The sequence below is a fragment of the Rossellomorea sp. QJM3NY_18 genome (assembly GCF_056173145.1).
Genome location: NZ_CM149659.1, coordinates 3,669,057 through 3,687,281, shown reverse-complemented (window position 1 = coordinate 3,687,281; position 18,225 = coordinate 3,669,057). Strand labels below are relative to the sequence as shown.

Genomic DNA, 18,225 nt, shown 5'->3' with positions numbered 1-18,225 from the left:
GGCTACATGTTATATACAAAAAGTTGGATCGATCAACACTTGGAAGAACTTACTCCTTGGCAGCAATCTGCCTATCTCCACTTCTCGGAACTGATGTGTGATGAAGAGCACCCGTATCCGTGCGTACCGGGTAAGCAAGGCTTTCAAACAGATACATTGCGCTTCGGTTTTGCAGAAGATCCCAGAAAGGAGGAAGCGACGGATAAGCTGGTCTCATTATTAAAGCAATACGGAGGCATTTCAAGGGATACAGGGAAGTATGCATCTCTTGTTGTGTTTTTTCAATCAGAGGAGATCGGGGGTTCCGTTGAATCGTATCAACAGATTTTCTGGGACTTGTTAAATCGGGTACACAGGCTAGATGCTACACCTTGGCCGGATGAGATCGGAAAGGATCCCCATGATCACACGTGGGAGTTTTGCTTTGACGGGGAACCTTATTTTTCCTTCTGCGCGACTCCTGCTCACATCGTCCGAAAAAGTCGTCACTTTCCTTATTTTCTGCTTGCCTTTCAGCCCCGGTGGGTATTTGACGAAATCAATTCTTCTACGGCATTCGGTCAGAAATTAAAGAAGGTCATACGAAAGCGGCTCGTTGAATACGATGAGGTCGATCCTCATCCCAGCCTGAAATGGTATGGACAGGAAGACAACTATGAGTGGAAGCAGTATTATCTCAGCGACGATGATTCTTCCATGAGCAAATGCCCCTTTTCCCATATGCATAAGAAGATCAAGAGTTAAGGCATCAGGCTTTAACTCTTTTTTCTTTTATGAAGGCAGCCATTGCAATCAAGAGGATGAATCCGAGACTGACAAAGAAACCGACACAGCTCACCCTATCAAGAAGAGTCCCGCTGATGGCAAATAGAATGAGAAGCAGGGCAATGATGGAACGGGTCAGATCCCAGGCTGTCCGGCTCATAAGTTTGTGAAAGGAAGCCAAAATGAAAAGCCACGTATACAGAAGCATCAGTCCTGCAGCGGTAGTGATATATTCAAAGAGTTTATCCGGAACCAGCATGGCAACGACAATAGAAAGTGCAACCACCAAAGTGGTCAATCCGAAGGCGGGCAGCGGGACCTCCATTCTTCCTTTTTTAGCAAAAATACGGGGTGCATCGCCTTCTTCGGACAGAGCCACGAGCATCGTGGTGACGGCGTATAAAGAAGCGACCATGGTAGAAAACCCGGCAATGATCAACACGGCATTGAATATGTGGGGGACCCACGGAATGCTGTATTGGTCAAGGGCTGTCAGAAATGGGCTTTCATTTGGGTCGATCCTGCTTGCCGGTACCAGCTTTAATACGAGATAAAAGGATAGCATATAAAGGATCGTCAAAATCAACAGCATGATGTTTCCTGATTTCGGAGCATCCTTTGGATCCTTCAGTTCCTTGGCCATCAGACCCATCACTTCAATTCCACCGAATCCATAAAAGGCAAAAAGAAGGGCGAGCCATAAGCCTTTCCCATCATGAGGGAGAACTTCCTTTATGGGTGATTGAAGAACCCGCCCCGAAGACCCGTCCCCCAGCCAGCCAAACATGGCGGCACCGGCAATGATGATGAACATGACGATGGCAGCGGCTTTCATCACCCCGAACACATTCTCCATTTGTTCCACTTTCCGGACTCCCATGAGGATGATGACCAACCCAAGACAGGCAAATCCGGCTGTGAATATCCAAAGCGGGATCCGGGGAAACCAAAATTGAGCGAAGAGGGCGAGAGCGGTTAACTGGCTCCCCATAATCAACATTTCTGCCGACCAATACACCCATCCATTACTGAACCCTGCCCAGGAACCGTAAGCTTGTTTAGCATATGTCCGGAATGACCCTTTTTCCGGGTGATGTGCCGTCAATTTGGCGAGTGCCTGGAACACCATCCAAGTTCCGATACCAGCGACCAAATAGGCAATGAGAACAGAAGCTCCCGCTTTTTGTATCGGAATGGCTGAGCCAAGGAAATAACCGGTTCCGATGATGCAGCCCACCCCGATGAAAGAGAGCTGCCACCACGTTAGATTTGTCTGATTTGTACATTTGCTCATATAGTTTCACCTGACCTTTATCCTTCATAGTTTGACGTTGAACCTCCTGAAATATGTGAGTGGCACAGGAATGATTTTTCCTGAGAAAGGAGAAAGTAAGGAAGAATGAAATCGAGGAGAGGAGGCTGGCTGATGGATAGGATTCATCCGAATTGCTGGAACGAACATGGAGAATTGAAGACGGTCATGGTATGCTCGCCTTCATCAGTGGATGTACCCGATCAAAGGACGGCGGATTATGTCGGGTGGGAGAAGGCGGTAAACCAGGAGAAAGCGAAGGAAAACCACGAAGAGATGAAGAGAGCCATGGAGGACGCGGGTGTTAGGGTCATTGATTACTCCGATCACCTTACAGATGATGTCAGTGACTTGAATCAACAGCTCATCAACCGTGTTTATGTAAGGGATCTCGCCTGTGTGTACGGGAATACAGTGATCCCGGGGGATGCGGGCACTACCATGAGGGCTCCCGAGTATGTTCACAGTCATGAATTATTTCAAACCTGGTTTGATGAGAAGACCTTTTCCATTCAGGATAATAACCGATTGAAGGCATTGGAGAACGGTGATGTGTTTGTGTTGAACAGGGACACCGTTTTCATTAATACGGGCCTTAGATCCAGCATCGAAAGCATAGAAGCATTGAAGGGGAAGATCTTTCAGGCCGGGTTCTCGGAAATCGGGATCATTGACTTACCCCGGACGGGTGAAACGATGCATCTGGACATGAATTGCAATGTTGCCGGCGGAAATCTCCTCATTGCCAAAAGCTATATGAGGCTGTTCCCTGTCCAAATCGTCTCTGAAAAGGGTGGCCGGTACGTGATGATGGAGGAGTTTATCAAGCGTCAGGGCTTCGACGTATTATGGACGGATGACATAAAGCATACGGTCGCGGATATCAATTTTCTGAATTTGGACCCGGAAACCCTGTTGATCAGCACGAAGGCCAATAAGAGCATATTAAAGGATCATCCGTTATTAAAAGGAAAGAAATTGATTGAAGTGGATGTGAATGAGCTTGAAAAAGGCGGGGGCGGGATCAGGTGTATGACGCTGCCGTTTGAACGGCAAGAATAACTGGAAAATGGTTATCGTTTCCTCTGGGTTATTGACAGGATTCAACACCTTTTCCCAGGAAATGATGTTGAATTCTGTCGGTTATGATCATGGAATGGCTTGAACCATGTTGAAATCGCACACTTTATTCCGACCTGTACGTTTCGCCAGGTAGAGGGCTTTATCTGCTTGCTCAAAAATCTCTTCTCCCGCAAGTGAAACAGTATCCGGGAAAGTGGATACTCCGATGGAAATTGTAATGAGAATGGACTGATCTTCTGTAATCATAAAGGAGTGTCGTTCCACCGCTTCCCGAAGTCTTTCCGCAATCACCATCCCATGGCTGTGAGGACAGTCAATCAAAAGGATACTGAACTCTTCCCCTCCATTTCTGGAAACGATGTCAAAAGATCTTGAGTGGTACGTCAATACCTTTCCGAGTTCTTTTAGCACTTCATCACCTGCCGGGTGACCGAACGTATCATTCACATTTTTGAAGTGATCAATATCGATAAGGAGCAGGGACAGTTTTTCATGTCTTTCATGAGCATGCTTCAAAGCTTGATTATAACTTACGTCAAATTGTCGGACGTTGTTAAGGTTGGTGAGGAAGTCTTTCGTCGCATTCTGTTCCAGTTGGTGATATTGTTCATTTGAACGTTTGATCTGCTCGGCAATAAAATAAGCGATAAAGCCGACCAGGATAGAAGTAATCGTATGATAGGGAATGATTTTCAATGTATTCAAGAACCCTATGTTGTTTTGTAACGAAATGAAAATGATCATCAGGGCGGCCAGGTTCATAATCTGTATCTTCACTAGTCTCCGGTAAGGGAGAAAGCTTAATACGCTGCAGATGATTCCGATAACCAACATACCGATTGCAGCCACAATCGCTTCCTGCGTTACGCCGAACATGATCGTTCTGCCGACTGTGATGATGGAGGCTGAAAGAAGGGCAGGAATCCAGCCGACATAGACGGCAGCGGTCACGACCGCTAAATGTCTCAAGTCCACTATACTATTGTGATCCAAGGGTATGGCAAAATACATGAGAGCCAATCCAAGAACCCCGGAGAAAGATCCAATCAATGCATTCATTGGAATCGGTGATTTCCTTGGATTTCTCAACACAATCCCGGCAAAGTACAAAAAGGATATTAAGATACATATGTTGATGAATAAATGCTCTAACATGATCATCCCTCCTTCATAGTGGATCGACACTGTGACTTATTACCTATATTCATTATATCGGATTGCCGGGAAGGTTGGTGAAGTATTTTCGGAGATTCTTATAAAGACAAAAAAAGCCGTCCCGGTTAGGACGGCTTTTTGTCTATGACTAGATAGTGTCTTAATAAACCCCGACAGCATCCCATGCTGCTTTAACGGAATTGTAAGTGGAACTTCCACTTCCGTACAGGTCGGCTGCTGATTGAAGAAGGGCTGCACGTGCATAACTGAAATTACTTGTTGGTGTTAAGTAAACAGTCAGGGCACGATAGTAGATTTTTTCTGCTTTGGCTTTCCCGATGCTTGAGATCGTGTTGTAAGCCGCTTTATTCGGGATACCGGAGTTTGTATGAACACCACCGTTATCGGAAGAAGTGTTCACATAGTTATTCATATGTTCCGGTTGTCCGTATTTAGAAGGGTTTGAAAGACTGCGCAGAGCATCTCCTGAGATGCCAGGTGTGTAGACATCTTCACCCATTAAGTAATCGCCCGGATCTAAGAAGTATCCAAACACATCAGAGAATGATTCGTTCAGTGCTCCGGATTGGTATTGATATTGTAATCCGGCAGTACGCTCCGTCACGGCATGCGTCAGCTCATGGGCAACCACATCCAGTGCACCAGAAAGAGATGTGAAGGTCGATCCGTCTCCGTCACCATAGACCATTTGGGAACCATTCCAGAACGCATTATTGTAATTGTACCCATAATGGACAGTGGAACGGATGGACGCTCCGTTATTATCGAAACTATTGCGGTTATGTGTGTTTTTATAATAATCATAGACTTTCCCGGCATACGCATGGGCATCGACATCAGCAGCCTGGGAATAAGCAGTCCAGGAGTTATTGCTATCAGTGGAATAGTACCCTGGAAGGCTTGATCCATTTTGAGCCGTATAGGTCTCGATGACACCGTTCATAGGTTTCGTCACATCAAATAGGTAATAAGTTCCGTTTGAAGAATAAGTATTAAGAGTTTTATAGTCATCTAAAACTCCATAACCGCTTCCGGTTGTCGCTGCATCTGTCACAGCATTGAAAGCTTCGACAATCGATCCGTCTTTGGCATCCACATAGATCTGCCAGTTCGCTCCATAAGGTTCGATGAACTGAAGTTGTACCTTATAAGCAAGAGTGAATTTTCCATCCTTCTCATGAATCACAAGATCATTTTTCTCAGTGGTGTTTTTAACTTTACTGTCTTTCTTCGCATCAATGGCGAACTCGTTTTGTGCACCTTTCAAGGTGTCGGCTTTTGATAGACCGATATGCTTCCAAGCGAGATCTGTTGCGGATTTTTGATTGATTTTTGATTTTGTCTTGGTCACTTTTTTAGAAGCTTCTTTGAAAAGCTGACCCGTCGTTGCCGTCACTTCATTGTTTTTATTTGTATGGACAATGAAGATGGCTCCTTCCACAGGAACACCGTCCACTGATTGAGTGAATCGATAGTGGGACATTCCAAGATCGTCTGTTGTTTTCTCAAGCAATGTCAGTTCAGAATGTGGATCGATGGCGAAAAGCTCTTTATTCTCTTTCATGAACTTTTTCACATCTTGATCGTTCTTTACAATACCTTTTGATAGTTTCCCAGATAAGAAGCTCGGCCCTTTTTTATCTATGTTCATGACCTTTTGATGAATGTCCATTTTAGAAGTAATTGAATCTGAAGACTGGGCGAATGCGGAAGCACCCGTAAAGGAGGCGCTGAATACAAGAGAAGTACCTAGTGCTAAACTGACTAATTTCTTTTTCGACATAATTACAATTTCCCCTTTTGATCATAGATTTTTTGGAAATAGCTATTTCTTTTGGCCCCGGCGGCTAATTAGTAGTCTAGTAAAAAAAAGGAAGATTGACAATGAAAAAAATGGTAATTATCAGTAAATTTGAAATATTTAGTGTTTGATAATGTCGATATAAAACAAATTTAAGGGGAATTTCTGCCATTATCTATACCAATCGGTGAAAAATATTTTTCTAGGAATATTCCACTATTTTTTGTGCATTGGTAGAGCAGGCAAAAAGAGGTTGAATTCGTTACAGAATTTGGTATAATTAATGTGAAATAATTCACAAACTTACAAAGGGAAAAGGAGTGGATACTGTGGAAAAGAAAATCGTCATAGCAGGGGGAACAGGCTTCATCGGCCAATATCTTCAGAAGAAATTTCTCGAAAAGGGCTATAAAGTGATCATCATTTCCAGGCAGTCTCCCCACGTCCCATGGAATCGATCCGATGAAGTGATACAGGCATTGGAAGGGGCGGATATGCTCATCAATCTTGCTGGGAAGTCAGTCGACTGTCGGTACAATGAAAAGAATAAGGCGGACATTTTCAAATCCAGGACGGACACAACGAATATATTGGGGAAGGCACTTCTACAATGTCAGAATCCGCCTTCCTTATGGATTAATTCCAGTACCGCCACGATCTATCGTCATGCAGAGGACCGGCCGATGACAGAGGAAGGCGGCGATATCGGCACAGGCTTTTCCGTTGAAGTGGCCAAAGAATGGGAGAAAGCATTCTTCTCATTTTCATTACCGGGGACAAGGCAGGCGGCTTTACGGATCGCCATCGTTCTGGGGACGGATGGAGGTGTGATGACGCCGTACAAAAACCTGGTCACGTTTGGTCTCGGAGGGGTGCAGGGGCCGGGCACCCAGAAATTCAGCTGGATTCATGTAGAAGACCTGTACCGAATCATCCTTTTTTTGAATGAAAAGAAGGAGTTAAGTGGAGTGTTCAACTGTGCCTCGCCGGACCCGGTCACGAATCGTGAATTCATGGCTCACCTAAGGAACGTTATGAATAAGAAGATAGGGCTCCCGACTCCTAAATGGATGCTTGAAGCAGGTGCGATGTTCATTGGAACGGAAACCGAACTGGTCCTGAAAAGCAGATGGGTCATTCCGGAAAGGCTGGGGAACGCAGGATTCGTCTTTCAATATGATACGCTGGAAAAAGCACTGGGGCAGATTTTGACCAAGTGATGACGAAAGGAGAGCCAATGTACCCGGCTCTCCTTTTTCTTATATTAAATTTGGTTATGCCGTAAGTATTCAAGACTTTTCCGAACGCTGTCGATGGGAGGGATCTTTGAGTCGTCCTGTTCGACAATCCACCAATCCACATCGCTGTGCATGCCGAATTCCAGGATCGATTCCAGGTCCACTCCACCTGATCCAAGTTCCGCGAAAAATCGTTCGCCGTCCGTTGTCATATCTTTTAAATGGACAAGGGGAGTCCGCCCCTGGTAACGCTTCAGCCACTCAACAGGATTTTCCCCTGCATAGGTCAGCCAATAGATATCAAATTCAGCTTTGACCATATGGGGATTCGTTTCAGTCATAATCGTCTCGAGAGCCGTTTTCCCGTTCGAAAGAGTCCTTAATTCGAAGTCATGGTGATGATAGCAGAGAGTGATACCCGCTTCAAAGCATTTTGCACCAATGGCGTTCAGGTCATCGATCAATCGGAAATAATCTTCCTCTGTTCGTTCATCAGGGGGCAAATATGGGCAAACGATGTAGGTACTACCCAGCTCAAGCTGATCCTCGATCACCTGATCAACGTTGCTCCTTAGTTCGGATAAAGAAATATGACTGGAGACGGCACGAAGATTCAGCTTGTCCAGTAATTCTTTCAGCTCCTTGACGGATAAGCCTCCGTAACCAGCAAGTTCTACACCTTCATAGCCTAAATCAGCCACTTTTTGAAGAGTACCGATATAATCCTTTTCTGCCTCGTTTCGCAATGTATACATCTGGAGGGCAACAGGAATATCTTTCATACGCTCACTCCTATCCTTTGGTCATGTTCGCGTTGATTTGAGAAAGAACGCTCTTATATACTTCTAATTCTTCTTCTGAAATCCCTTTAAGAATCGTATCTTCATAAAGATTTTCAATGAAAGGGGACAGCTCTTCCTTCGCTTTCATTCCTTTTTCTGTGATGGAAATAAGGAATGATCTTCTATCTTCGGAGTTCTTTTCTTTGTAAATCAGCTTTTTTCTTTCTAAAATATCCAGGATTCTTGTCAGTGTGGGCTGATCTTTTTCTGACCTCATGGCAAGCTCCTTTTGACTGATTCCATCTTGTTCTGCAAGTCTCTTCAGAACGGTCCACTGCTCAGGTGTCACATCGAATTCTTTTAGATGGAGAGTGAGGAATCGAATAATATTTTTGACTGTATGGCTCGTATATAAGCCAATGGATTCATCTCGGGACATTGTCACTGGTTTCACCTTCTACATGAGTTTCTTCTCTTTATCATACATGAAATCCGGAAGAATTTGAATTAATTGTTACAACAACTATATTTACAAATATACATGTTATAGATATAATTAGTATAACAATTAATTGTACGAAGGAGAATGATAGTGGAGCACTCAACGAAACAAAACATCTGGACGCGGCCATTTTTTATGGCGCTACTGAATAATTTTTTTCTCTTTTTAGTTTTTTACTCATTGTTAACCATCCTGCCTCTATATGTACTCGATGAGTTACATGGAACAGAAGGACAGGCAGGACTTGCTACAACGGTCTTCTTATTATCGGCAATCATCGTACGTCCCTTTTCCGGAAAAATCATTGAGCTGTTGGGTAAGAAAAAGACGCTCATCCTCAGTGTGTTGATGTTCGGTATTTCCTCATTCATTTACTTCTGGGTAAATGATTTTTATTTTTTGATGGGGCTCCGTTTTTTCCATGGAATTTGGTTTAGTGTCGGTTCAACGGTCATGGTGGCGATTGCCGCTGATATGATCCCGGCAAACAGGAAGGGGGAGGGACTCGGTTACTTTGCCATGTCGATGAACCTGGCCGTAGTGGTCGGACCGTTTCTTTCTCTGGCCCTTATCCAGTGGATTCCATACTCGACATTGTTTATGGGTCTTGCTTGGATCATTGTCATTGGCTTCCTTTGTTCATTTGGCATTCAGGTGACAGAGGAGGAAGTGGTGGAACAGGTAGTGAGCAGACGCATAACTCTTAAGGATTTAATAGAAGTGAAGGCAATCCCGATTGCATTGGTAGGGTTTTTGACCTCATTTGCTTATTCCGGGATCATGTCGTTTATCTCCATTTATGCGAAGTCTATCGGATTATTCGAATCCGTCAGTTTATTCTTCGTCGTGTTTGCTGCAGCCATGCTGCTTTCGCGGCCATATACGGGACGATTGTTTGACCGGTCGGGGCCCAATGCGGTCATCTATCCGTCCCTGATCATTTTTGCAGGTGGACTGATTCTCTTGAGCTTCACTCATTCCGTCCTTTTCTTATTGATTGCAGGTACGCTGATCGGACTCGGCTACGGTGCTTTGCTCCCAAGTTTCCAGACCATGTCGATACAGGCGGCACCGAAGAGGAGAACCGGGCATGCGACTGCTACGTTTTTCATCTTTTATGACCTTGGGATTGCGGTCGGGTCGTTTGTGCTGGGGCTTGTTTCCTCGCAGTTCGGTTTTTCAGCGTTGTATCTCATTTGCAGTGGAGTGATATTGGTTACAGTGGCGGCATATAAAATCGTGACGAAACGAAGAGTAATGGCTGTAAATTATGAGGAAGCATTTGAGCTATAAAATGAATGGGGGCTTACCTTTCGAAGGTAAGTCCCTTTTTTGATCAAGGGTTAAAGTAAAGGTATGAACCTGAAACGAAACGTACACTCTAATTGTACAGGGGAGGTGTAAAACCATGGCACAAGACGTACTATGTGAAGTAAGCAACTGCAGGTACAACAGTGAAGGAAAGAAATGTTCTGCAGACCAGATTTTTGTTGTCAGTCATAAAGGGAATAAAGCACACAACAGTGAAGAAACGGACTGCAAAACATTCGAACCGGGTATGTAAGAGGATAGAAGGCAACCATAGGCGTGGTTGTCTTCTTTTTTTATTAGTATTGATAATAATTCTCAATGTTATGCAAGTTAGCCCACAATGTGTAATGGGCAACTTGCTTGTCCGGATAAGGTAGTCGTTTTGTGCTGCCTGTATTTCGATCCAAAAAAATCTAAACAAAAAACCCGCCAATAACAGACGGGTTCTCAATCCTATTCAATCCACTCCTGGGACCACTTCTCTATATTCTTCATTAAAGGCTCTAAAGAATATCCTTTCTTTGTTAACGAATATTCAATCCGCACCGGTGTTTCGGGATAGACGGTCCGTGTAACGATTCCTTCTTGTTCAAGATCCTTTAATCGCTCGGAAAGAAGTCTGCCGCTGATGCCTATTGCGTCCTTGATGGTGCAGTTCCGTTGAGGACCGGAAAGCAGTTGATAAATGATGAGTCCCGTCCATCGCTGACTTAAGATACCAATCGCTTTTTCAAATCTTGGACATATTTCAGATTGGTTCATCCTCAATGCCTCCTTTGATCGTGGGAATTCTAATTAGTAGTATATCATATAACGGGTAATTAGGTAATTTAATTACTTGACGGAAATTAGTTATTAAATTAAAATAAGTTACATAAAGTAACTCAATGACAAACATCTAAAATAAATCGGAGGAATTATAATGACCTTTCATAAAGCACCCCATACATTTGTTGGAGAAGTGAACCTGATCGTACAAGATTTGAAGCGATCTCTATCTTTTTACAAGGAAGTGATCGGGTTTAAAGTGCTGGAGCAATCAGATAAACAGGCCACTTTAACGGTAGACGGTGTTCATAGTCTGTTATCCCTGGAAGAGCTTGAAGAAGCTTTACCTAAGGGGCCGCGGACGACCGGGTTGTATCATTTTGCTCTGTTGCTGCCAAGTAGAGAGGAGCTTGGTAAGATACTGGCCCATATGATCAAGCTGAATATACAGCTTGGTTCTTCTGATCATCTTGTCAGTGAAGCATTATATTTATCCGACCCTGATGGTAACGGAATCGAGATCTACAGGGATCGTCCAGCATCCGATTGGACATGGAATGGTGATCAAGTCGAGATGACCGTTGATCCCATCGATGCACGGGGGATATTAGCCGAGGCAGAAGGGGATGCGTGGAATGGACTCCCTGCCGCTACAGTGATGGGGCACATCCATCTCCACGTATCTGATTTGTTGTTGGCTGAAGAATTCTACGGGAATGGTCTTGGCTTTAACGTGGTGAGCCGATTCGGGAATCAGGCACTCTTCATTTCAACAGGAGGGTACCATCACCACATAGGATTGAATACGTGGAATGGTGTAGGCGCACCGGCTCCTGCCGAAAACAGTGTGGGCCTCAACTGGTTCACCCTTCGCTTCCCAAATGAAGAAAAGCGCAGCGGCATCATTCATAGTCTCAAATCCATTGGGGCCACAATCAAGGAACATGACGGTAAAATCCTCACAGTGGACCCATCCGGCAACCACATCTATTTAAGCTTGTAAAGGGGAGGGACGGACCTCGGAAAACGAGGTCCGTCCCTCTAAGCAGTTTTTTATGAACCCGAAGTTTTTAGTGGGATAATGGTATGTACATACTAAAGGAAATTCGGTTAGCAGGGGGAGTGAGATGGATGAAGTTGAGTGTGTTGGATCAGTCTGTGATTGTGAGGGGTGGGGACGCAGGTACTGCGTTTCGGAATACAGTCAGGCTTGCACAGTTTACAGAGGAGTTAGGGTACACACGATTTTGGGTGGCGGAGCATCATAATACGAATGGTCTTGCGGGCTCTGCTCCCCAGGTACTGATTTCACATATTGCGTCCATGACGCGTGCGATCCGGGTCGGATCTGGGGGTGTCCTCCTTCCACAATACAGCCCGTATAAAATTGCGGAGGACTTCAAAGTGTTGGAAACCCTATTTCCCAATCGCATTGATCTTGGAATCGGGCGTTCCCCCGGGGGATCATATGAAACACGGATGGCTCTTACGGATGGGTTGAATAAGAGTATGAATGAGTTCCCTGGACAGGTCGAGGCTCTTCAGAATTACTTGCATCTCTCACCTGAACAATCAGTGAAGGCTTATCCTGACGCAGTGTCTCCTCCACTTCCATGGATATTGGGCATCACCCACCGTGGGGCCCGGGTGGCAGCTGAAAAAGGCACGGCTTTTACCTTTGGTCACTTCATCAATCCGGTCAATGGGAAACGGGCGTTGGATTATTATCAAACCCGATTTCAGCCTTCACCCTCATTAGCCCGACCTTTGAGCAATGTGTGTATCTTTGTCGTTTGCGCTCCAACCGAGGAGGAAGCAGAAGAAATGGCTATCACACAAGACTTGTGGTTATTAGCTGTAGAGAAGGGGATTGATACTGAAATTCCTTCCGTTGAAGAAGCAAAGGCAAGAGTACTGACACCGGAAGAAAAAGAAAAAATAAAGGAAAACAGAAAAAGAGCGATAGTAGGAACTCCTCAAAAGGTGAAAGAAGAACTTCAGATGCTAAGTGAAGTATATCAAACCGATGAATTTATGATCATCACCAACGTGTCGCAATTCGAAGAAAAAGTAAGGTCGTATGAGTTGATCGCTGAGGCGGTTCTCTAATTCAAGCTGACACCATGAAACCCTCTGAAAATAAGAAAGGGAACCTATTGCGCTTTCACGACAAGGTTCCCGTTCAATTTATATGAAATTAATAATAAGGATATGGTGAATAACCATAATAAGGCGGCGGATAGCCATACCCGTAACCATACCCATAACCTGGACTCAATAATGCTGCTCCTAATAATCCACCGGCAAGTCCTCCCACAAACGGACTGAAGCCGAATCCAAATCCTGGTCTTCCAAATCCGCCATAGCCGAACCCTGGTCTCCCGAACCCTCCAAATCCCGGCCTTCCGAAGCCTACCCGTCCGATTGGTCGGCGGTAATCATTATAGTCTACAAACGTTTCGTTGCCTGCTTGAAAATCATTCATAGCATAAAACCTCCTCTCTATCTAGGTTATGAGTATTCGTTTTGAGTTGGATTGGTATAGGCATTTACCCAGATAGAGAGATTTTATGAAAAAGTACCCAGGGGGAAGTCAGGAGAAGATTTGAATATCTAATAGGATATGGATTGGGTTCGATTGTTTGTTCATTCCCACCATTTCGAAGATGGGAATGAATCTCCCTCTACAAGAAACGTTTCCCCGATTTTAGGCGTTACAATGGGGACATTCCGTTCTTTTCCGCATTTCGTGACGCGTTCAATCGGATCGGTCCATTCATGGAAAGATAATGTGAAAGCACCCCAATGTATGGGCAGGAGCCATTTCCCTTTTACATCAAGATGGGCTTGGACCGTCTCTTCCGGAAGCATGTGGATCGGTGCCCATCTGGGGTCATACTGTCCGCATTCCATCATGGTCAAATCGAAAGGACCGTACTTTTCACCAATCTCTTTGAAATGCGGACCATACCCACTATCCCCACTAAAAAAGATGTTGGACGCTATCCCCCTGATACACCACGAACCCCATAAGGAAGCGTTCCGGTCATTCAGGCTTCTACCGGAGAAGTGTCGGGCAGGAGTACAGGCTATTGTTAGACCGGCCCATTCCACTTCATCCCACCAATCAAGCTCCACTATGTGATCGGGATGGATTCCCCACCGCTCCAAATGACTACCTACCCCAAGGGGAACGAAGAATTGCGTCACTTTGTTGCGGAGCTTTCGAATCGTTCCGTAATCAAGATGATCATAGTGATCATGGGAAAAAACCACAGCATCGATGGAAGGCAGTTCATCGAGTTGAAAGGGGAGCTCCCTGCTGTACCTTTTCCCCCCTACCCATGGAAACGGGGAGGGAGCACTGCCAAACATGGGGTCAAGCAGCAGTCTCTTCCCGTCCATTTCAAGTATGGCTGCAGAATGTCCGAACCACGTAACATTTGTCACAGGATGGGGGTGGGAAAAAGATGGGAAAGCGACTCTTGGAAGATCGACATCAGGTTTGCGATTAGCGTTTCGTTTTACGAGATCGCGAATCATTGAAACGGATGAAGAAAAGCTCGTGTCCATAGAAGTCGGCGTCGAGTTTTGAAAGGATCCTTGTGAGTACTGAGGAGAGGTATGAACCCGTTCACCTGCAGGTTTTTTACCAAATGCGGGGGAGTATTTTACAATCAGAAAGGCGGTCAATAGGAAAGCGAATAGTATTATGAGAATAGTGGTCATGAATATTCTCCTTTTAGCTATTACTATCGCAGATTCATACGTTCCTGTCCAAAGACAGGGTTCTCATCGTTAAAAGGAGAAAACCGATTCATCTTCGCAAGACGAAAAGACAAACGGTACAATGAAGGTAAGAGAAAAATGGCGGGGAGGAGAAACGATGAAAAAGATATTGATTGGAATCGGTCTTATATTCATAGTGGCTCTTGGGGCATTTTTCGGACCGAAACTGTATGCAAGCATTACCCAGAAATCGTTGGGGAGTGAAGCGGTGAAATCGGAGACGATCGATGAAGACCATGCACTTGCGACCTTTGCGGGTGGTTGCTTCTGGTGTATGGAACCGCCCTTTGAAAAACTGGACGGCGTATACTCTGTCATTTCGGGATATACAGGCGGTGAAGAAAAAAATCCGACCTATGATGAAGTGTCCTCCGAACAGACGGGACATGTTGAAGCGGTTCAAATTGAATACGATCCTGACGTGATCACCTATGAGCAATTATTGAAAGTCTTCTGGAGGCAAATCGATCCGACGGATGCCGGTGGTCAATTCGTCGACCGTGGACCCCAGTACGTGAGCGGGATTTTCTATCATAGTGAAGAACAGATGAAGACCGCTCAGAAATCAAAAAAGGAATTGGAAGCTTCAGGGCGTTTTGATGGAGAAGTGGTAACGGAGATCCAGCCGGCCAAAACGTTTTACAAAGCCGAAGAGTACCATCAGGATTACTATAAGAAAAATAAACTCAGCTATAAATTTTATAGAAGCAATTCAGGCAGGGATGATTTTCTGGAGAAAGCGTGGGGCGATGAACGCCATATAGAACTCCAGACCAATTCTCTTTATCCCTCTTTTACAGATGATGAATTAAAAGAAAAATTGACGGATATCCAATACAAAGTCACCCGGGAAGATGCCACGGAGGAAGCATTCAAGAATGAATATTGGGACAACGAGGAAGAAGGCATCTATGTGGATGTCGTCTCCGGTGAACCTCTATTCAGTTCGAAGGATAAATACAAAAGTGGAACAGGGTGGCCGAGTTTCACAAAGCCCCTCGTGGAAGATAATATTGTGGAAATGGAGGACCGCGCATGGTTCACCGTGCGGACGGAAGTCAGGAGTAAACACGCGGATTCCCACCTGGGTCATGTATTCGATGATGGCCCGAAACCAACAGGATTAAGATATTGCATGAATTCAGCAGCTCTTCGATTTGTGCCGAAGAATGAATTGGAGGAGCAGGGGTACGGTGAATTCTTGTCTCAATTCTAGATAGAAGTGAGGGACGGACCTTTATTGAAGGTCCGTCCCTATCATTCATCTGTCCAATTTGACGATCTCTGCATCCGGGTTGGGACGGTCGAGGATGAGGTCCCGCAGGATGTTGGCTCCTAGCATGCTGTATACGGTACCGTTTCCGCCATAACCGAGCAGATAATAAATCCTGTCTTTGTCGGGATGTTTTCCGATATAGGGAAGGTTGTCCAGGGACTCCCCGAAGCTCGCCCCCCATGCATAGTCCATCTTGATCTTCAGGTCGGGAAACAGTTTCTGAACTTCTTTTTCGATCCGCTTTCCGCGTTTTTCAATTTTCTTCTCACTTTGAGGCGCCTCTGCAGGGTCTTCGTCTAATCCGCCGGCAATAATCCGGTTATCTACCGTAGTGCGCATGTATAAATAAGGCCGCTTTGTCTCCCAGATTAGCGCTCTGTCATCCCATTGAGATAAGTCTTCAATCGGTTCTGTCGCAATGGCGTAGGATCTGTTGATATCTGAGCCGATGTTTTTATTTAAAGGTGGTGTTTCATAGCCCGTTGCATGAATCAAATGCGTTGCTTGAATAATCCCATCAGGAGTATGGATATTTACACCTGTAGAATGTTCTTCTATACTTGTTGCTTCGAGATTTTCAAAAATCGTTGTTTGCTTTCCTTCTTTTAAATAGTCAAATATCCCATTCACGAATTTGTATGGATTCACTTCTGCATCCCCATGTGTGATCAACGCGCCGGGCTTTGAAAAAGGCAAGCGGTCTTTCATCTCTTTACGAGACCAATATTCCACAGGGAAGCCGTGCTCATTCAAGGTTTTATATTCTTTCTTTAACTTTGAAACATGTCGGGATGTGCTTGCATAGTAAATGCTTTTCCTGCGGATGAAATCAGGAGAAACCGGTAAATTCATCGCTACCTGCTCCAGATTCTCCACTGCTTCCAAACATAAGGAATAAAAGCGAACTGCTTTGTCCTCTCCGATCTGATCCATCAAATCATGGAGCATCACGTCATTGGAAAATTGAAGCAGCCCTGTATTCGCGGATGAACTCCCTGCAGCCAGCGTCCGCTTTTCAATGATGGCGACATTCAAGCCTTCCTGTACGAGTGAATAGGCGCATAATGCCCCGGACATACCACCTCCAACGATGACTGCATCATACTTTTTATCAAAATCTTCTTTTCTATTTTTTAATGTCGTTGGCCAATACAATTGACCGTTGTGTAATTTCATCCTGGTGCCCCCATTGAGTAATGAATTTATTTATATTCCATTCCCTTGAAGAGTGAAGATTAAAACATGAATTTTTTGGGGATGTTCTCGTTTAAAAAAAGGATGGGCATGCGCCCATCCTGATCCGTTAAAATAATTCAGTATTCAATTCTACATCGATGTTTCCATCTGTCGCTTTTGAATACGGGCAAACACCATGTGCTTTTTCCACTAGTTGTTTGGCTTCATCCAGTTCTACACCATTTACGGCAACTGAGAGGACAACGCCTAATTTAAATCCTCCGTCTGTATCCTTCCCGATTGAAACTTCAGCCGTTACATTGGATTGGATTTTTTTCTTTTCCTGACGGGCCACTAAGTTAAGAGCGCTGTCGAAACAAGCCGCATATCCAGCTGCAAATAGTTGTTCAGGATTTGTTTCCCCGTCTGCCCCGGAACCACCAAGAGCTTTTGGCATGCCCAACGCAACATCCAATACTCCGTCACTGCTTGTTACTTTTCCGTCACGGCCACCTTTAGCCGTTGCTTTTGCTGTGTATAATGCATTCATTTCTTTCACTCCTCTTTTTTTAGTTGTGTACAATTTAACTTTGCAAGAATAACTATAAAGGATTTCATTTTAATTGTCAACGATTTAGTTGTGTACAATTTAATTTGATAATTGATCCTCTTTTTTGTATGATAATCACAATTAGTTTGTTCAAGAAAGGAATCGACATGTATGAAGGATCCACTTTTATTGGAAAATCAAATCTGTTTTAAAATATATACAGCTGAGAGAGAAATCACAAAACTTTACCGAAGTTTATTGGAGGAAATCGGCGTCACCTATCCTCAATACTTGGCTTTGCTCGTGTTATGGGAAGAAGAAACGATTTCGGTAAAGGAACTCGGGAGGAAGTTATTCCTGGATTCGGGAACGTTGACCCCTATGTTGAAGAGGATGGAAGCAAACGGACTTGTCGAACGGAAACGATCGAAAGAGGATGAGCGGAGTGTCGTCATCAGTCTTACCGATAGAGGGAGAGACCTGAAGAAGAAAGCAGAATGCGTCCCGACCCGTTTATTGGAGAGGCTTGAGATGGATGGTGACGAGCTTTCGAAGTTGGACCAGACGCTGACGACGATTTTGGGGAAACTGCAGGGGTAAAATAATAATTGTCATTTCTGGACAGGAATTGTTATAATTTGGATATCGGCTGGAATTTTAGCCGTTTTGGCTGGATTTTGTCTCATAACGGCCGGA

At 44.6% G+C, this 18,225-nt stretch carries 19 protein-coding genes; 9 read left to right on the top strand and 10 right to left on the bottom strand.

Annotation, left to right across the window (positions count from 1 at the left end; translation table 11 throughout):
• The first annotated feature begins 6 nt into the window (after positions 1 to 6).
• A complete protein-coding gene (locus AC0VXY_RS19140; protein ID WP_475526186.1) occupies positions 7 to 744 on the top strand; it encodes a YqcI/YcgG family protein in 738 nt (245 codons plus the stop codon).
• A gap of 4 nt (positions 745 to 748) precedes the next feature.
• Here the strand turns inward: AC0VXY_RS19140 and AC0VXY_RS19135 are convergent, their stop codons facing one another.
• Complete coding sequence (locus AC0VXY_RS19135) at positions 749 to 2,059, bottom strand: amino acid permease (protein ID WP_475526185.1); 1,311 nt, start codon at positions 2,057 to 2,059, stop codon at positions 749 to 751.
• A gap of 132 nt (positions 2,060 to 2,191) precedes the next feature.
• On the opposite strand from AC0VXY_RS19135, the gene AC0VXY_RS19130 reads away from it, so the two are divergent.
• On the top strand, positions 2,192 to 3,139 hold the full coding sequence (locus AC0VXY_RS19130; RefSeq protein WP_475526184.1) for an arginine deiminase family protein: 948 nt from the start codon (positions 2,192 to 2,194) through the stop codon (positions 3,137 to 3,139).
• 87 nt (positions 3,140 to 3,226) lie between these two features.
• On the opposite strand, the gene AC0VXY_RS19125 is transcribed toward AC0VXY_RS19130, so the two are convergent.
• Together AC0VXY_RS19125 and AC0VXY_RS19120 are read right to left on the bottom strand one after the other, a co-directional pair.
• Entirely contained in the window at positions 3,227 to 4,315 is a 1,089-nt protein-coding gene (locus AC0VXY_RS19125) for a GGDEF domain-containing protein (protein WP_435989324.1), read from the bottom strand.
• 160 nt (positions 4,316 to 4,475) lie between these two features.
• Positions 4,476 to 6,119, bottom strand: a complete 1,644-nt coding sequence (locus tag AC0VXY_RS19120; protein WP_435989325.1) for a M4 family metallopeptidase — start codon at positions 6,117 to 6,119, stop codon at positions 4,476 to 4,478.
• A gap of 347 nt (positions 6,120 to 6,466) precedes the next feature.
• Here AC0VXY_RS19120 and AC0VXY_RS19115 point away from each other — a divergent pair, with 347 nt between their 5' ends.
• Positions 6,467 to 7,357: a TIGR01777 family oxidoreductase gene (locus AC0VXY_RS19115; RefSeq protein WP_475526183.1), complete on the top strand. Its 891-nt coding sequence runs from the start codon at positions 6,467 to 6,469 to the stop codon at positions 7,355 to 7,357.
• A 44-nt stretch (positions 7,358 to 7,401) separates the two neighbouring features.
• On the opposite strand, the gene AC0VXY_RS19110 is transcribed toward AC0VXY_RS19115, so the two are convergent.
• Both AC0VXY_RS19110 and AC0VXY_RS19105 read right to left on the bottom strand, forming a co-directional pair.
• Positions 7,402 to 8,157 carry a sugar phosphate isomerase/epimerase family protein gene (locus AC0VXY_RS19110; RefSeq protein WP_475526182.1) on the bottom strand — a complete coding sequence of 252 codons (756 nt, stop codon included), beginning with the start codon at positions 8,155 to 8,157 and terminating at the stop codon, positions 7,402 to 7,404.
• Positions 8,158 to 8,167: 10 nt separating this feature from the next.
• The gene (locus AC0VXY_RS19105) at positions 8,168 to 8,596 is read right to left on the bottom strand and encodes a MarR family winged helix-turn-helix transcriptional regulator (RefSeq protein WP_435994372.1); all 429 of its coding nucleotides are present in this window, start codon (positions 8,594 to 8,596) and stop codon (positions 8,168 to 8,170) included.
• Between the two features lie 147 nt (positions 8,597 to 8,743).
• Here AC0VXY_RS19105 and AC0VXY_RS19100 point away from each other — a divergent pair, with 147 nt between their 5' ends.
• A complete protein-coding gene (locus AC0VXY_RS19100; protein ID WP_475526181.1) occupies positions 8,744 to 9,952 on the top strand; it encodes an MFS transporter in 1,209 nt (402 codons plus the stop codon).
• 115 nt (positions 9,953 to 10,067) lie between these two features.
• Entirely contained in the window at positions 10,068 to 10,223 is a 156-nt protein-coding gene (locus AC0VXY_RS19095; protein ID WP_079532121.1) for a DUF1540 domain-containing protein, read from the top strand.
• A gap of 200 nt (positions 10,224 to 10,423) precedes the next feature.
• Here AC0VXY_RS19095 and AC0VXY_RS19090 read toward each other — a convergent pair whose 3' ends face one another.
• Positions 10,424 to 10,732, bottom strand: a complete 309-nt coding sequence (locus AC0VXY_RS19090) for a winged helix-turn-helix transcriptional regulator (RefSeq protein ID WP_435989334.1) — start codon at positions 10,730 to 10,732, stop codon at positions 10,424 to 10,426.
• Between the two features lie 160 nt (positions 10,733 to 10,892).
• Between AC0VXY_RS19090 and AC0VXY_RS19085 the strand changes: the two genes are divergently transcribed.
• Both AC0VXY_RS19085 and AC0VXY_RS19080 read left to right on the top strand, forming a co-directional pair.
• Positions 10,893 to 11,741 carry a VOC family protein gene (locus AC0VXY_RS19085; protein WP_475526180.1) on the top strand — a complete coding sequence of 283 codons (849 nt, stop codon included), beginning with the start codon at positions 10,893 to 10,895 and terminating at the stop codon, positions 11,739 to 11,741.
• A gap of 128 nt (positions 11,742 to 11,869) precedes the next feature.
• The gene (locus AC0VXY_RS19080; RefSeq protein WP_475526179.1) at positions 11,870 to 12,847 is read left to right on the top strand and encodes an LLM class flavin-dependent oxidoreductase; all 978 of its coding nucleotides are present in this window, start codon (positions 11,870 to 11,872) and stop codon (positions 12,845 to 12,847) included.
• An 88-nt stretch (positions 12,848 to 12,935) separates the two neighbouring features.
• Here AC0VXY_RS19080 and AC0VXY_RS19075 read toward each other — a convergent pair whose 3' ends face one another.
• Both AC0VXY_RS19075 and AC0VXY_RS19070 read right to left on the bottom strand, forming a co-directional pair.
• Positions 12,936 to 13,223, bottom strand: coding sequence for a spore coat protein (locus AC0VXY_RS19075; RefSeq protein ID WP_435989337.1), 288 nt, complete (start codon positions 13,221 to 13,223; stop codon positions 12,936 to 12,938).
• A gap of 161 nt (positions 13,224 to 13,384) precedes the next feature.
• The gene (locus AC0VXY_RS19070; protein WP_475526178.1) at positions 13,385 to 14,467 is read right to left on the bottom strand and encodes an MBL fold metallo-hydrolase; all 1,083 of its coding nucleotides are present in this window, start codon (positions 14,465 to 14,467) and stop codon (positions 13,385 to 13,387) included.
• 157 nt (positions 14,468 to 14,624) lie between these two features.
• Here AC0VXY_RS19070 and msrA point away from each other — a divergent pair, with 157 nt between their 5' ends.
• A complete protein-coding gene (msrA, locus tag AC0VXY_RS19065; protein WP_475526177.1) occupies positions 14,625 to 15,743 on the top strand; it encodes a peptide-methionine (S)-S-oxide reductase MsrA in 1,119 nt (372 codons plus the stop codon).
• A gap of 45 nt (positions 15,744 to 15,788) precedes the next feature.
• Here the strand turns inward: msrA and AC0VXY_RS19060 are convergent, their stop codons facing one another.
• Together AC0VXY_RS19060 and AC0VXY_RS19055 are read right to left on the bottom strand one after the other, a co-directional pair.
• Entirely contained in the window at positions 15,789 to 16,979 is a 1,191-nt protein-coding gene (locus AC0VXY_RS19060; RefSeq protein ID WP_475526176.1) for an NAD(P)/FAD-dependent oxidoreductase, read from the bottom strand.
• Positions 16,980 to 17,106: 127 nt separating this feature from the next.
• The gene (locus AC0VXY_RS19055) at positions 17,107 to 17,529 is read right to left on the bottom strand and encodes an organic hydroperoxide resistance protein (protein ID WP_435989341.1); all 423 of its coding nucleotides are present in this window, start codon (positions 17,527 to 17,529) and stop codon (positions 17,107 to 17,109) included.
• A gap of 171 nt (positions 17,530 to 17,700) precedes the next feature.
• Here AC0VXY_RS19055 and AC0VXY_RS19050 point away from each other — a divergent pair, with 171 nt between their 5' ends.
• Positions 17,701 to 18,129, top strand: a complete 429-nt coding sequence (locus tag AC0VXY_RS19050) for a MarR family winged helix-turn-helix transcriptional regulator (protein ID WP_475526175.1) — start codon at positions 17,701 to 17,703, stop codon at positions 18,127 to 18,129.
• The last annotated feature ends 96 nt before the right edge of the window (positions 18,130 to 18,225 follow it).